The organism is Enterobacter sp. C4G1 (assembly GCF_052886895.1).
This window is the reverse complement of record NZ_JBQVVV010000001.1, coordinates 905002-918775: the sequence shown is the minus strand read 5'-3', so window position 1 is coordinate 918775 and position 13774 is coordinate 905002. Positions and strand designations below refer to the sequence as shown.

Sequence of the window (13774 nt, the reverse complement as noted above, 5' to 3'; positions counted from 1 at the left end):
GTTATGACTGACACGACTTCCGCGCCGCTCTATGCGTTGCGCGGCATACAGCTTATTGGCTGGCGTGATATGCAACACGCGCTGGATTATCTGTTCTCTGAAGGGCAGATGAAATCGGGCACGCTGGTGGCCATCAACGCGGAAAAGATGCTGGCGATAGAAGATAACGCTGACGTGAAAAGCCTGATAGAAGCCGCAGAGTTTAAATACGCCGACGGTATCAGCGTGGTGCGTTCTGTCCGTAAAAAATACCCAGGTGCGCAGGTCTCTCGTGTCGCGGGTGCAGATCTGTGGGAAGCCCTGATGGCGCGCGCGGGGACTGAGGGCACGCCTGTATTCCTGATAGGCGGTAAGCCGGACGTGCTGGCACAGACGGAACAGAAGCTGCGTGGCAAGTGGAATGTAAATATCGTTGGCAGCCAGGATGGGTATTTCAAACCAGAAGACCGGCAGGCGCTGTTTGAACGCGTGCGCGACAGCGGCGCGAAGATAGTGACGGTGGCGATGGGGTCTCCGCGCCAGGAGATCCTGATGCGTGATTGCCGTCTTGTGTGCCCGAATGCGCTCTACATGGGTGTTGGCGGCACTTACGATGTCTTTACCGGCCATGTTAAACGTGCGCCGAAGGTGTGGCAGCGCCTGGGGCTGGAATGGCTGTATCGTCTTTTATCTCAGCCTACACGTATCAAACGGCAGATCCGTCTGCTGCGCTATCTCACCTGGCACTACACCGGAAAAATGTAATCAAAATGTAGCGCGATATGCTATTCGCGCTGCAACTCCCCTGCAAAACTGCTGCGTATCTGTGCAATACATTCATTTTTTTAATGCATCGTTTGCCATTTGGCAGAATTTAAGAAACCATTCCCCCGCATATTTCAGTACCCCAAAAAATATAACCGGTAAAAACCGGGAAACGGCAAACACAACCGAGGATTTATGGCAGAGAAAAAACCTGAGCTTCAGCGTGGGCTGGAGGCTCGACATATCGAATTGATAGCGCTGGGCGGCACTATCGGCGTTGGCCTGTTTATGGGCTCCGCAAGTACGCTCAAGTGGGCAGGCCCGTCTGTATTACTGGCGTATATCATCGCCGGGCTGTTCGTCTTCTTCATCATGCGTTCAATGGGCGAAATGCTCTTCCTGGAGCCGGTGGCCGGTTCATTCGCCGTATACGCACACCGTTATATGAGCCCGTTCTTTGGCTATCTGACAGCCTGGTCGTACTGGTTTATGTGGATGGCCGTTGGTATCTCGGAAATCACCGCGATAGGGGTCTACGTGCAGTTCTGGTTCCCGGATATGGTGCAGTGGATACCTGCGCTTATCGCCGTGGGGCTGGTCGCACTGGCCAACCTTGCCGCCGTGCGTCTGTACGGTGAGATTGAATTCTGGTTCGCGATGATCAAAGTCACCACCATCATTGTGATGATTGTGGTCGGCCTGGGCGTTATCTTCTTCGGTATTGGCAACGGTGGACACGCCATCGGTTTTGGTAACCTGACCGAGAACGGCGGCTTCTTCGCCGGTGGCTGGAAGGGCTTCCTGACAGCGCTGTGTATCGTCGTGGCCTCTTATCAGGGTGTTGAACTGATTGGTATCACCGCCGGTGAAGCGAAAAACCCGCAGGTTACGCTGCGCAGTGCGGTAGGCAAAGTGCTGTGGCGCATCCTGATTTTCTATGTGGGCGCGATCTTCGTCATCGTGACTATCTTCCCGTGGAATGAAATCGGCACGACCGGTAGCCCGTTTGTTTTAACCTTTGCGAAAATTGGTATCACCGCGGCGGCAGGGATCATCAACTTTGTGGTCCTGACGGCTGCGCTGTCCGGTTGTAACAGCGGAATGTACAGCTGTGGCCGGATGCTGTATGCGCTTTCTAAAAACAACCAGTTGCCAGTGGCAATGGGGAAAGTTTCTCGTACGGGCGTTCCGGTTGCGGGCGTGGCGGTATCGATTGTGATCCTGCTGATTGGTTCATGCCTGAACTACATCATCCCGAATCCACAGCGCGTGTTTGTCTATGTGTATAGCGCCAGCGTGCTGCCAGGGATGATCCCGTGGTTTGTGATCCTGATTAGCCAGTTGCGTTTCCGTCAGGCGCACAAGAAGGCCATTGCCAGCCATCCGTTCCGCTCAATTCTGTTCCCGTGGGCGAACTATTTAACGATGGCGTTCCTGATTTGCGTTTTAATCGGTATGTACTTTAATGACGATACTCGCATGTCGCTGTTTGTCGGGATGATCTTCCTGGCCGCCGTGACTGCAGGGTACAAGTTGTTTGGCCTTGGCCGCCGTGCCTCCACGCAGAAAGTGGAGGAATAAGCGGCAAAGTGTGCAAAGCATAACCAAACGCGCATTTTTTTAAAAAAAGCACTAGACAGCGGGGACGGAGGTACGTAATATCCAGCCCCGCAACGGCGCTAAGCGCCCGTAGCTCAGCTGGATAGAGCGCTGCCCTCCGGAGGCAGAGGTCTCAGGTTCGAATCCTGTCGGGCGCACCATTAACCCGGTGCTGGAGCTGCGGTGGTCTGAGAAGTAGTCAGTACCGCGTGAAAGTATTATCAGTGGTGGCTATAGCTCAGTTGGTAGAGCCCTGGATTGTGATTCCAGTTGTCGTGGGTTCGAATCCCATTAGCCACCCCATTATTTGAAAGAGTTGTGAATTGCGAAGGTGGCGGAATTGGTAGACGCGCTAGCTTCAGGTGTTAGTGTCCTTTGGATGTGGGGGTTCGAGTCCCCCCCTCGCACCACGACTTTTTAAATGAATTGAACTAAAAATTCAAAAAAAGCAGTACATCGGCGAGTAGCGCAGCTTGGTAGCGCAACTGGTTTGGGACCAGTGGGTCGGAGGTTCGAATCCTCTCTCGCCGACCAATTTTGAACCCCGCTTCGGCGGGGTTTTTTGTTTTCTGTCGTTCTTCACTGCTGTTGTCATTCCCCGACAACGCTCAGTATCTTTGTCGTGATTCAGCGACACCTAATCCACTGAAATATAATCATTTGTCTGTCTGGCGCTTTTGCTGTCGCTTCCAGGCAACACTTTGATCGCTTTGCCTGTGCTTTCCAGGGCACAACCGTTGCCAGAATAACGAAAAAGCCTTTTATCTTAAAATGTTGCGCGGGATAACACTCTCTGGTGCAACTCTGGCATGTAACGTGCAATAATATACGTGTAGATGCTCATTCCATCTCTTATGTTCGCCTTTGTGCCTCATAAACCCCGGAATGATGCAGAGCCGTTTACGGTGCTTATCGTCCACTGACAGATGTCGCTTCGGCCTCATCAAACACCATGGACACAACGTTGAGTGAAGCACCAATATGTTGTCTTACAGACCTGTTTTAACGCCTGCTTTTTAGCAGGCGTTTTTTTATGCTTTATTCCCGGAAATTCGCCATGATAAGGGCAACCAGCAACAGCGCGCTGGCAGAGACTACATACAGCGTCTGAATTGCGCCAAGCGATGTCGTTGCCAGAGCGGCAATACCGGTAAAGAGTGAGGCGCTGATCGTTTGCCATCGCCAGGCTTTACCGCTGGCCGAAGCGATCTGCATGGTATGAAAACTACTCAGCACGCCAAACGTTCCTGCCGCAAAAACAATGTTTGATGCCAGGTGGGCGATAAAAACCATTCCCAGAGCCATCACCGCTCCCCCTGATACAAACGGTATCACGCCATATGCCAGCAGAAATACGCTCATGCAGGTCAGCAGCAGGCGGTTTTTCGCCGCGTATCGCGCCAGGCTGTCTCTCTTTAGCAGCATAGGGCCACACAGCTGGCCCATGCTTCTGGCGAAGAGCAGGGGCAGGGCGAGGCTAACCGCATCCGCAGGATGGATCTGCTGCACCAGGGCCGGGAGCAGCGCCATGGCAGGCGAGCCTACAGCCGCCAGCGCGGGCAACAGCAGCAGGCTACGCTTTTGCCGTACCGTGAGATGCTGCCAGCGTAACGTGACGGGTGGCTGCACATTTGCGGGTTTCGGTGTTGTCCGGGAGACAAAAGCCTTCCCTGCCAGAAACAGCATCATTATCGAACCCACAAAGCTCGCCGCATCTATTGCCAGTAACGGCTGAATGGGGAGCCGCTGAAACAGCACCACACCCAGCCCTGTGCCTAACAGCACCTGAGAGGCAAAAATCACGTTCTCAAGGCAAGTGGCCGCCGGAAGTTCATGTTCCGTCAACCCACGTTTGAACAATAAGGTCAGGGCCGGCCAGCTCATTCCGCTCAGGAGTGATTCCGCGGATTGCACGGCAAGTAATGCCGGAATGCTGTGGTAATGCACGCCAAGCAAAGGGAAAAGCAGGGCGATTAACCCCAGCAGTTCCGTCAGCATCAGCAAACCAAGCGGTGAAAAGCACAGGCATAATCTTTCGCCGAAAAGGCTGCCGATAAACCCGGGTACGGTGGCAAAGAAATAGGCGAGGGTTAACAGGACGGCGGGTGCCTGCCACTGTAAAAGCAGGCCAAACACCACAACCTGAGTTAATCCGTTGCCCAGTGAGGTAAAGATAAATGCGCAGGCCAGTAAGCGAAGCCAGCGGTGGCTACGCAGCGCTTCAACAAGCGCATACAGAAGCGAGTTCATGAAGACATTCCTTTCAAAAACGATTTAGTCCACGCGGCAATCAGCACGTGTATGAAAAAAGGTTAATGAAAAGATGTCGTTACATTGGCGGGTTCATTTCCGGGTGAAGTTGCATTGAATGTAGCAGGAGATGAGCGATAAAAAAAGGAGGCCGACTGGCCTCCTGTTCTGTTACTGCTGATTTGCGTTGTTTTGCAAGGTTAACAGTAGCCCGTCGCGGCGCATGGCGGCCGCCTCTTCCGGTTTGTGGAGCTTGTCCAGCGTGTCGGCAAGCCAGGCGTAGTCAAACGCGTCAGGACGTTGCTTCAGCGCAGCACGGAAGGCGAGACTCGCCTCCTGCCATTCGCCGTGCTTCATCAGCGACTGACCCAGCGTGCTCCATAACAGCGGGCGGTCACCCACAGTTTTGATTTGCTGGCGTAGCACTTTTTCCAGCTGCTCTGGGTTGTTGGTTTTCAGGCGCGGGATCACCATCACCAGACGGTCGTCATACTGGCGTTTCAGGCCGTCGAGGAGGATCTCCTGGGCGGTGTCATGATCGTCACACTCAATCAGATGTTCAGCCATCGCCACTTGCAGCGGGATCTGCTGGCGTGTTTTACGGCTCTGATTCTTCCACCAGGTTTTCAGCCCATCGCTACCCAGATCGGCGCGCGCCTGATCCATCAGCCCAATCCATGCCTGGCGCTGAAGTTCATCACGATGCTCATCATCACCCACCTCTGCTTTCGCCATCGATGGGATGATATCCAGCAGCGAGCCCCATGCACCGGTACGAATATACGCCTGCTCGGCAAGACGCAACACTTCCGGGTGACGCGGGGTGATTTCCAGCAGGCGGTCAATACCATGACGTGCTGCGTGATTTTCATTGCGCGCAAGTTGCAGGCGAACGCGGGTGATCTCAACCGGGATCTGATCGTTTGAAGCCAGCTCGGAAGCACGTTCAAGATGCTGATTCGCACGGGCTTCATCACCACGTTGCTGCGCCGCTTCTGCAGCCAGCAGGTAGTTCACCACCGGCTGCTCTGCATGATCGGCATTTTTCGACATCAGCTTTTCAACCTGCTGATAGTCACCTTCGGCGAGCTTAAGCAGGGCCTGCTCAGTCTGCTTGCGGGCGCGGCGGCGTTTACGACCGACAAACCAGCCGCGGGTATGCGCGCCGGTACGGAAAATGCGGCGAAGAACCCATTCAACGGCAAACAACACAACAACCGCAAGGATCAGGATGATCGCCAGACCGGTCACGCTGGTTTCGATGTTGTAGTTATCGGTCTGGATCAGGACATAACCCTGATGACCTGCAAGCATTGGCCCCAGGACGATCCCGGCGATCAACAGTAAGAAGAGTAATAACACTTTCAACATGATTACTCTCCCTGTGGCGCGTTTTCAGGCGCTGGTGCTGGCGCTGGCGCGGAGGCAGCAGCTTCGGCGTTAGGCTCTGCCGGAACGCCTGGCTGTGCCAGTAAGTTACGCACACGCGTCTGCATCAGCTTTTCCAGAATCGGCTGGCTGGCCAGCTTATCCGGAACGTTCATGGTGATGTTCTGCTGGCTCAGCTTGTCGATATCATCGAGGAAAGCGGTGGTCGTCGCGTCATCGGTGTTGTAGTACGCGCGTACCCAGGTAGAGACATTATCCAGCGCCTGTTTGTACGTCTCTTCCTGGTGGCGCGGAACCGCCTGCGCGGCAACCAGCAGGCGAGAGCGAATGTTTTCGCGCAAATAGACGTCCTGGTTCGGTGCTAACAGCGGTACGGCGGTTTCATCGCGACGGCGGATGGTAATAAAGCTGTCCATAAAGTTCTGCCAGCTTTTTTGCAGGTTCACGCGCCATTCGCCGAGCGAGCTCGAAAGCTCGGTACCGTCGGAATCCATCGGGGAGTCGTCGTCGTTGTTATCCGCCAGTTGCAGGTTATCAATCTGGTTGGAGAGCTGATTGACCTTGAGGATAATGCCGTCGTAGTCGACCTGCGAAACGGCAGACAGGCTGGCGATATCTTCGGTAATGGCACGACGTGCGGAGATAAGGCTCGGGTCGTTCATGTCGGCAAGGCTGGCATCGGCGCTTTTCAGCAGCGCGGCGGCCGTGGTGACATCCTGATCGCTCCAGAGCTTACGCCCGGCCAGTTTCACCAGGAAATCGGCCTGCGAGAGCAACCATGTTTTGGCATCAGTACCGGAAATGGTGGCGACTTTTTGCTGCACTTCACTCAGCTGTTTGGTCAGCTCTTCTTGCTTGCTGTTCGCCTCGGAAAGTGCGGTAGCCTGCTGTTTGATAAAGCTTTCCAGCTCATCTTTTTGTGTTTCCTGCGTTTTTTGCAGGGCGGTGAGCTGATTAACCAGCGCATCGCTGGTGGCCGTCTGGTTGGTGCCTTGTTGTTTCACCAGGCCATACAGGCCAACACCGGCAGCCAGAGCAATGGCGATGGCAATCGCGCTTAGCACCAGGCTGGTTTTATTGCTGCCGTTTTTCTTCTCAACGGTTTTCTCAGTCGTTTCTGACTGTGGTGTGGTATCCACAGTCTCCCTGGTCTCTTCAACCACGGCGGAGGATTTTTCGTGTTCCGTCATTATGGCTTCCCATTATGAGAGTTATTGTAATGCGCGCAGCAGCGCATCGTTGTCGGCGTTATCAGCGATCCGAATATCTTGCCAGCCCAGTTCCCGGGCGTGGTTCGCCAGACGCTCGCTGACGACCAGAAGCCGACAGCGGAGTAACCAGTTTTCACGATACCAAAGCGGTATCAGCGACCAGAGCTGTTGCAGCATCTCACCACTGGTGACCACCAGGGTATCGACGCCGCGCATGTGCCAGCGCATCGCTTCTTCCGCACCATCATAATTTTTTGCATTGCGCTGATAGCATTCGCAGAACGTGACGTCAGCACCGCGTTCACTTAAGGTCTCGCCAAGTAATTCACGCCCGCCGTTACCGCGTAAAATGAGCGCGCGCTTTCCGGCAATAGTTTGTAATTCAGGTAATTGTAGCAAGACTTCGCTAATTTCCCGATCTAACGGATAGCGAACATCTATTCCGCTTACGGTATGCAGTGCCAGCGCGGTGGTGCGCCCAATCGCGAAATAGCGCGGTGCAGTGGGCCAGTGCGATCCGGCCTGTTGCAGCTGAGCATGGGCAAACTCCACGGCATGTTGCGACAGGGCAAAAAGCAGATCGCCTTCCTGCAAGGTATTCATCTGGTCGGCGAGCGCAGACAGCTCCCGACCGGGGGAGAATTCAATCAACGGAAAACTCCAGGCCACCTGCCCCAGTGTGCGCAGACGGCTCACTAATTGTTCTCCTGCGGGAGAAGGGCGGGTGACAAGAATACTCATGCAGGGGGTTCTCCGTTGTATACGTCAGCCAGAATTTCACGGGCGCCGTTATTGAGCAACTCTTCCGCCAGCGAGACGCCAAGCTGTTCGGCATCTTGCGGCTTGCCGCGACGTTCGCCGCGAACCATCTGTGAGCCATCCGGTGCGCCAACCAGCGCGCGCAACCACAGCTCGCCACCGGTTAATTCAGCATAGCTGCCAATTGGCACCTGACAGCCGCCTTCAAGACGGGTGTTCATCGCGCGCTCGGCTTTGACACGAATCGCGGTGTCGTCATGATTCAGCGGCGCAAGCAGCTCGCGTGTGCGTGCATCATCCAGACGACACTCAATCCCGACGGCACCCTGGCCTACTGCCGGCAGCGACAGTTCTGGCGGCAGCGCAACGCGGACGCGTGACTCCAGACCCAGGCGTTTCAGCCCTGCCACGGCGAGGATAATCGCATCGTAATCGCCGTTATCCAGCTTACTCAGGCGGGTGCCCACGTTGCCGCGAAGCGAACGAATCACCAGATCCGGGCGACGTTCAGCCAGCTGGCACTGGCGGCGTAAACTTGACGTGCCAACCACGCTGCCTTGTGGCAACGCATCGAGCGAGTCGTACTGGTTTGAAACAAATGCATCGCGCGGATCTTCGCGCTCACAGATGGTCACCAGCCCTAAACCTTCCGGGAACTCAACGGGCACATCTTTCATCGAATGTACGGCGATATCGGCGCGGTTATCAAGCAATGCCAGTTCCAGCTCTTTGACAAACAAGCCTTTTCCGCCCACTTTGGCCAGTGGCGTATCAAGAATGACGTCACCGCGCGTAACCATTGGCACCAGCTCGACGCGCAAACCAGAATGGCAGGCTTCAAGGCGCTGCTTAACATAATGTGCCTGCCAGAGCGCAAGGGGGCTTTGGCGTGTGGCAATTCTCAAAACATTGTCTAACATGCTTGTTACCGTCATTATCAACCGTTGACCATCCTAACATTGTTGTCTCTGTGATGGCAGTTTTACGGTAGATGATGCAGAGAGGGACAGGGCGGCGTTATCGTCACCCGCAGCCGTATTCAGGAATTTACACGTACAGATTGATGCTACACTTTGTATGTAGCGCAACTTTCTTTACGGTCAATCGGCAAGGTGTTAAATTGATCACGTTTTAGACCATTTTTTCGTCGCTACTACCATAAAGATAAGGGCGAAAAAGGGTAACGGTTATCTTTTTGAAATACTGCGGGCTCGCCATTGTTCGATTTATGAATGGTTTGCGACACCTGCAAACATCAGGCGATACGTCTTGTACCTCTATATTGAGACTCTGAAACAGAGACTGGATGCCATAAATCAATTGCGCGTGGATCGCGCGCTTGCTGCCATGGGACCTGCTTTCCAACAGGTTTACAGTCTGCTGCCGACATTATTGCACTATCACCATCCGCTGATGCCGGGTTACCTCGACGGTAACGTTCCCCAGGGCATTTGCCTTTTCACGCCTGATGAAACCCAACAGCACTATCTGAACGAGCTGGAACTCTATCGTGGGATGCCGCCGCAGGAATCACCGAAAGGTGAGCTGCCGATAACCGGCGTTTACTCCATGGGAAGTACCTCATCGGTAGGGCAAAGCTGTTCGTCTGACCTGGATATCTGGGTCTGTCATCAATCCTGGCTTGATAACGAAGAGCGTCAGCTGTTGCAGCGTAAATGCAGCCTGCTGGAAAGCTGGGCGGCATCGCTCGGCGTGGAAGTGAGCTTCTTCCTGATTGATGAAAACCGTTTCCGTCATAACGAAAGTGGCAGTCTGGGTGGTGAGGACTGCGGCTCGACGCAGCACATTTTGTTGCTGGATGAATTCTACCGTACTGCCGTTCGTCTGGCCGGTAAGCGTATTCTGTGGAATATGGTGCCGTGTGAAGAAGAAGAGCATTACGACGATTACGTCATGTCGCTGTATGCGCAGGGCGTACTGACACCAAACGAATGGCTGGATCTGGGCGGGCTGAGCTCCCTGTCGGCCGAAGAGTACTTTGGCGCGAGCCTGTGGCAGCTGTATAAAAGTATCGATTCCCCGTACAAAGCGGTGCTGAAAACGCTGCTGCTTGAAGCCTATTCCTGGGAATACCCAACGCCGCGCCTGCTGGCGAAAGATATCAAACAGCGTCTGCACGATGGTGAGATTGTCTCCTTCGGGCTTGATGCCTACTGCATGATGCTGGAACGCGTCACCGAATACCTGAAAGCCATTGATGACACCACCCGTCTGGACCTGGTGCGTCGATGTTTCTATCTCAAAGTTTGTGAAAAACTGAGTCGCGAACGCGCCTGCGTTGGCTGGCGTCGTGAAGTGGTCAGTCAGTTAGTTAAAGAGTGGGGATGGGACGAAGAACGTCTGTCCATGCTCGACAACCGCGCTAACTGGAAAATCGACCAGGTGCGTGAAGCGCACAACGAACTGCTCGATGCGATGATGCAAAGCTACCGTAATCTTATCCGCTTTGCCCGCCGAAATAACCTTAGTGTATCAGCCAGCCCACAGGATATCGGTGTGTTGACCCGTAAACTGTACGCCGCGTTTGAAGCGCTGCCGGGTAAAGTCACGCTGGTTAACCCGCAGATTTCGCCTGACCTGTCTGAACCGAATCTGACCTTTATCTATGTACCGCCGGGCCGCGCGAACCGCACCGGATGGTATCTGTACAATCGTGCGCCAAGCATGGATTCGATAATCAGCCATCAGCCGCTGGAATATAACCGCTATCTAAACAAGTTGGTGGCCTGGGCCTGGTTTAACGGCCTGCTGACCTCGCGCACCCGGTTGTTTATTAAAGGTAACGAGGTAGTCGATTTAGCGAAATTGCAGGAAATGGTCGCTGACGTTTCGCACCACTTCCCGCTGCGTCTGCCTGCGCCAACGCCGAAAGCGCTCTACAGTCCGTGTGAGATTCGCCATCTGGCGATTATCGTCAACCTGGAATACGACCCGACGGCGGCCTTCCGCAATCAGGTGGTCCATTTTGATTTCCGCAAGCTGGATGTCTTTAGTTTTGGTGAGCAGCAAAATTGCCTGGTTGGCAGCGTTGACCTGCTCTATCGCAACTCGTGGAACGAAGTGCGTACCCTGCACTTCAACGGCGAGCAGGCGATGATCGAAGCGCTGAAAACGATTCTCGGCAAGATGCACCAGGATGCCGCACCACCGGACAGCGTGGAAGTGTTCTGCTACAGCCAGCATCTTCGTGGTTTGATCCGTACCCGTGTACAGCAGCTGGTTTCTGAATGTATTGAACTGCGTCTTTCCAGTACTCGCCAGGAAACCGGGCGCTTTAAAGCACTGCGCGTCTCCGGCCAGACCTGGGGCTTGTTCTTCGAACGCCTGAACGTGTCGGTACAGAAACTGGAAAACGCCATCGAGTTCTACGGCGCGATTTCGCACAACAAGCTGCATGGCCTGTCCGTGCAGGTCGAAACCAACCATGTCAAACTGCCGCAGGTGGTGGATGGTTTTGCCAGTGAAGGGATTATTCAGTTCTTCTTCGAAGAGTCGGGTGATGACGCCGGTTTCAACATCTACATTCTGGATGAAACCAACCGCGCTGAGGTTTATCACCACTGTGAAGGCAGCAAAGAAGAGCTGGTACGCGATGTCAGCCGCTTCTACTCGTCGTCTCACGACCGCTTCACCTACGGCTCAAGCTTTATCAACTTCAACCTGCCGCAGTTCTACCAGATTGTGAATGTGGATGGCCGCACACAGGTGATCCCGTTCCGCACTCAGGCCATTGCGCCAGCCGTGCCAGCCAGCCAGGACGCAACGACACCGCTGTTGCAGCAGTATTTTTCCTGAGCCTTGTCGCCGGGTGGCGTTACTGTATGACCGGATACATAGGTGACAGATCAGACCGGGAACATAGGTAACACTTTTAGTCTATCCGGAGCACACTCTGGGTTTTACTGTCGTAGTACGCAAGTGTTATTCCATTAAAGATGATGGCTTCCAGGCCATCATCTTGTTCTTTCAGCATTATGTACTCACCAGTCAGTGCTTCACTCAGGAACACGGTCCCCTTTTTTCCCATATACAGTGTTCCCCTCGATTTCACCCTGTAGACCATGCCCCCTGTCGGATAAACATATTCAGGCACTCTGCCATCCCAGTGTCGGCCCGAGGGTTGCCACACCGTTCCGGGCGTTGCACCTGCCAGGGCTTCATGCGGCCTCTCGTGGTTAAACTCTTCCCGGTAGTCACTGAACCACCGCTGTTGTTCTTCCATCGTCATGAAGGTGTTGCCATATTTCACCGCACTTTTCAGGGAGCGGTGCATTCGTTCATGGCGGCCATTCTCTTCCGGGTGTCCCTTTCTGATACGTTCCGGCCTGATGCCCAGCTTGATTAGCCAGACTGCAAGACGGCTTAATCCGGCTATGCCTGTTCCCGCGAAAGGTTGACCGTTATCGGTTCTGAGCACTTCCGGCAGACCATATTCCAGGAATGCATCAGTCAGGCACGCTCTGACAAAGGGCTCACTCTCCCGGTGTGTTCCCCGGCAGCACAGCAGATACCGGCTGTGATTGTCGGTCAGAGTGAAGGGATGGCAGTACTCCCCGCTCAGCAACCTGAATTTGCCTTTAAAATCAGCACTCCAGACCTGATTGTTCTCACTGATGGTGGTCAGCGGCTGGCGATTACCCGGTGTTCTGCGTTTTCTCTTTTTATCCGGAACCAGCCCTTCACGCTTGAGGATATCGCCGATAGTACTGGCGGCAGGTACGGCAAAATCGACATGGTGATTGAGCAACCACATCCGCAGTTTTTTCGGCCCCCAGTCAGGGTGTTTCTGACGCAGGGCAGTCAGATGCCCGACGATATCATCAGGAACTGTCCGGGAGTGGGAATGCGGAGCGCGCGACTGGTCAGAGAGGGATGACAGGTCAGAAGGGTCAAAACGTTCAAGCCATTTGTAGCCGGTTTTACGGCTGATACCAAAAAGACGGCAAAGAGCGGAGAAGGAGGCCGTACCTGCATGGCAGGCACGGATAAAATCAAGGCGTTGCATAGGTTGGGTCTCAGTCCAGGGCATAGCGAGTCTCCTCTTCTATGCCAGTTATAACTGTTACCCATGTATCCGGTCTAAAGTGTTACCCATGTTTCCGGTTCATACCTTACGCTTACCCGGCCATAAACTACCTGAAACTGACTTCTTCACCCGCCTGCGCGGTCGCCGCCTGCTCCAGCAAATCCCAGAACGTTTCACCGCTACGGTCACAAACCCATTCGCCCTCTTTGAGATCGAAATGGTAACCGCCCTGTTTGGCTGCCAGCCATACCTGGTGAAGCGGCTCCTGACGGTTAATAATAATTTTACTGCCGTTTTCGAAGCTTAGGGTCAGGATACCGCCATTGATTTCACAATCGATATCGCTGTCGCCCTCCCAGTCGTCAAGACGCTCTTCGATAGTCATCCACAGGTTGTCGGCAAGGCGATGAAATTCACTGTCGTTCATGGTTTTGTTCCTGTTTTTCGTGATGCCGGCAGTATAACGCTAAATAATTCCCGTTGCAGGAAAGCGGCAAACTCTTGCTTTTGTGTCTTCTCCTGCGATGATAGAAACAGATTTGAACTTACGGGCAACTTTATAATGAAAAACGTTTTCCGAACGCTTGCCGTTCTCATCACGCTGTTTAGCCTGACCGGCTGCGGGTTGAAGGGACCACTGTACTTCCCGCCAGCGGATAAAACCGCGCCACCGCCGACGAAACCAGTACAAAGCACCATCGAGTCCTCTTCGCCGACGACTAACGATCGCGGTGATAATGGCGGCCCGACTCAGGTTAATTTCTGATAATTACGT

Annotated in this window: 11 protein-coding genes and 4 tRNA genes; 8 read left to right on the top strand and 7 right to left on the bottom strand. The window is 54.1% G+C overall.

Going from position 1 to position 13774, the window contains the following annotated elements; genetic code table 11:
• Positions 1-3: 3 nt before the first annotated feature.
• From wecG to ACT9TW_RS04400, 6 genes are all read left to right on the top strand, one after another.
• The gene (wecG, locus tag ACT9TW_RS04425) at positions 4-744 is read left to right on the top strand and encodes a lipopolysaccharide N-acetylmannosaminouronosyltransferase (protein ID WP_446491755.1); all 741 of its coding nucleotides are present in this window, start codon (positions 4-6) and stop codon (positions 742-744) included.
• A gap of 195 nt (positions 745-939) precedes the next feature.
• On the top strand, positions 940-2325 hold the full coding sequence (gene thrP / locus ACT9TW_RS04420) for a bifunctional threonine/serine APC transporter ThrP (RefSeq protein WP_446491754.1): 1386 nt from the start codon (positions 940-942) through the stop codon (positions 2323-2325).
• Positions 2326-2427: 102 nt separating this feature from the next.
• Positions 2428-2504: transfer RNA gene (locus ACT9TW_RS04415), tRNA-Arg, on the top strand.
• Positions 2505-2570: 66 nt separating this feature from the next.
• A tRNA-His gene (locus ACT9TW_RS04410) sits at positions 2571-2646 on the top strand.
• 22 nt (positions 2647-2668) lie between these two features.
• Positions 2669-2753: transfer RNA gene (locus ACT9TW_RS04405), tRNA-Leu, on the top strand.
• Positions 2754-2800: 47 nt separating this feature from the next.
• Positions 2801-2877: transfer RNA gene (locus ACT9TW_RS04400), tRNA-Pro, on the top strand.
• A 504-nt stretch (positions 2878-3381) separates the two neighbouring features.
• Here the strand turns inward: ACT9TW_RS04400 and ACT9TW_RS04395 are convergent.
• The 5 genes from ACT9TW_RS04395 to hemC all read right to left on the bottom strand — a co-directional run bounded on the left by ACT9TW_RS04395 (position 3382) and on the right by hemC (position 8872).
• A complete protein-coding gene (locus tag ACT9TW_RS04395; protein ID WP_446491753.1) occupies positions 3382-4593 on the bottom strand; it encodes an MFS transporter in 1212 nt (403 codons plus the stop codon).
• 171 nt (positions 4594-4764) lie between these two features.
• A complete protein-coding gene (gene hemY, locus ACT9TW_RS04390) occupies positions 4765-5964 on the bottom strand; it encodes a protoheme IX biogenesis protein HemY (protein WP_182062946.1) in 1200 nt (399 codons plus the stop codon).
• Positions 5965-5966: 2 nt separating this feature from the next.
• Positions 5967-7172 carry a uroporphyrinogen-III C-methyltransferase gene (gene hemX / locus ACT9TW_RS04385; RefSeq protein ID WP_446491752.1) on the bottom strand — a complete coding sequence of 402 codons (1206 nt, stop codon included), beginning with the start codon at positions 7170-7172 and terminating at the stop codon, positions 5967-5969.
• Positions 7173-7193: 21 nt separating this feature from the next.
• Positions 7194-7934 (bottom strand): uroporphyrinogen-III synthase, encoded by a 741-nt coding sequence (gene hemD / locus ACT9TW_RS04380; protein WP_182062944.1) that lies wholly within the window; start codon positions 7932-7934, stop codon positions 7194-7196.
• A complete protein-coding gene (hemC, locus tag ACT9TW_RS04375) occupies positions 7931-8872 on the bottom strand; it encodes a hydroxymethylbilane synthase (protein WP_446491751.1) in 942 nt (313 codons plus the stop codon). Before hemC ends, hemD begins: the two co-directional genes overlap by 4 nt.
• A 349-nt stretch (positions 8873-9221) precedes the next feature.
• On the opposite strand from hemC, the gene cyaA reads away from it, so the two are divergent.
• Complete coding sequence (cyaA, locus tag ACT9TW_RS04370; RefSeq protein ID WP_182062942.1) at positions 9222-11768, top strand: class I adenylate cyclase; 2547 nt, start codon at positions 9222-9224, stop codon at positions 11766-11768.
• Between the two features lie 76 nt (positions 11769-11844).
• Here the strand turns inward: cyaA and ACT9TW_RS04365 are convergent, their stop codons facing one another.
• Both ACT9TW_RS04365 and cyaY read right to left on the bottom strand, forming a co-directional pair.
• Positions 11845-13002, bottom strand: coding sequence for a DDE-type integrase/transposase/recombinase (locus ACT9TW_RS04365; RefSeq protein WP_315685889.1), 1158 nt, complete (start codon positions 13000-13002; stop codon positions 11845-11847).
• 103 nt (positions 13003-13105) lie between these two features.
• Positions 13106-13426: an iron donor protein CyaY gene (gene cyaY / locus ACT9TW_RS04360; protein ID WP_166718561.1), complete on the bottom strand. Its 321-nt coding sequence runs from the start codon at positions 13424-13426 to the stop codon at positions 13106-13108.
• Positions 13427-13561: 135 nt separating this feature from the next.
• Between cyaY and lptM the strand changes: the two genes are divergently transcribed.
• Positions 13562-13765 (top strand): LPS translocon maturation chaperone LptM, encoded by a 204-nt coding sequence (gene lptM, locus ACT9TW_RS04355; RefSeq protein ID WP_182062941.1) that lies wholly within the window; start codon positions 13562-13564, stop codon positions 13763-13765.
• The last annotated feature ends 9 nt before the right edge of the window (positions 13766-13774 follow it).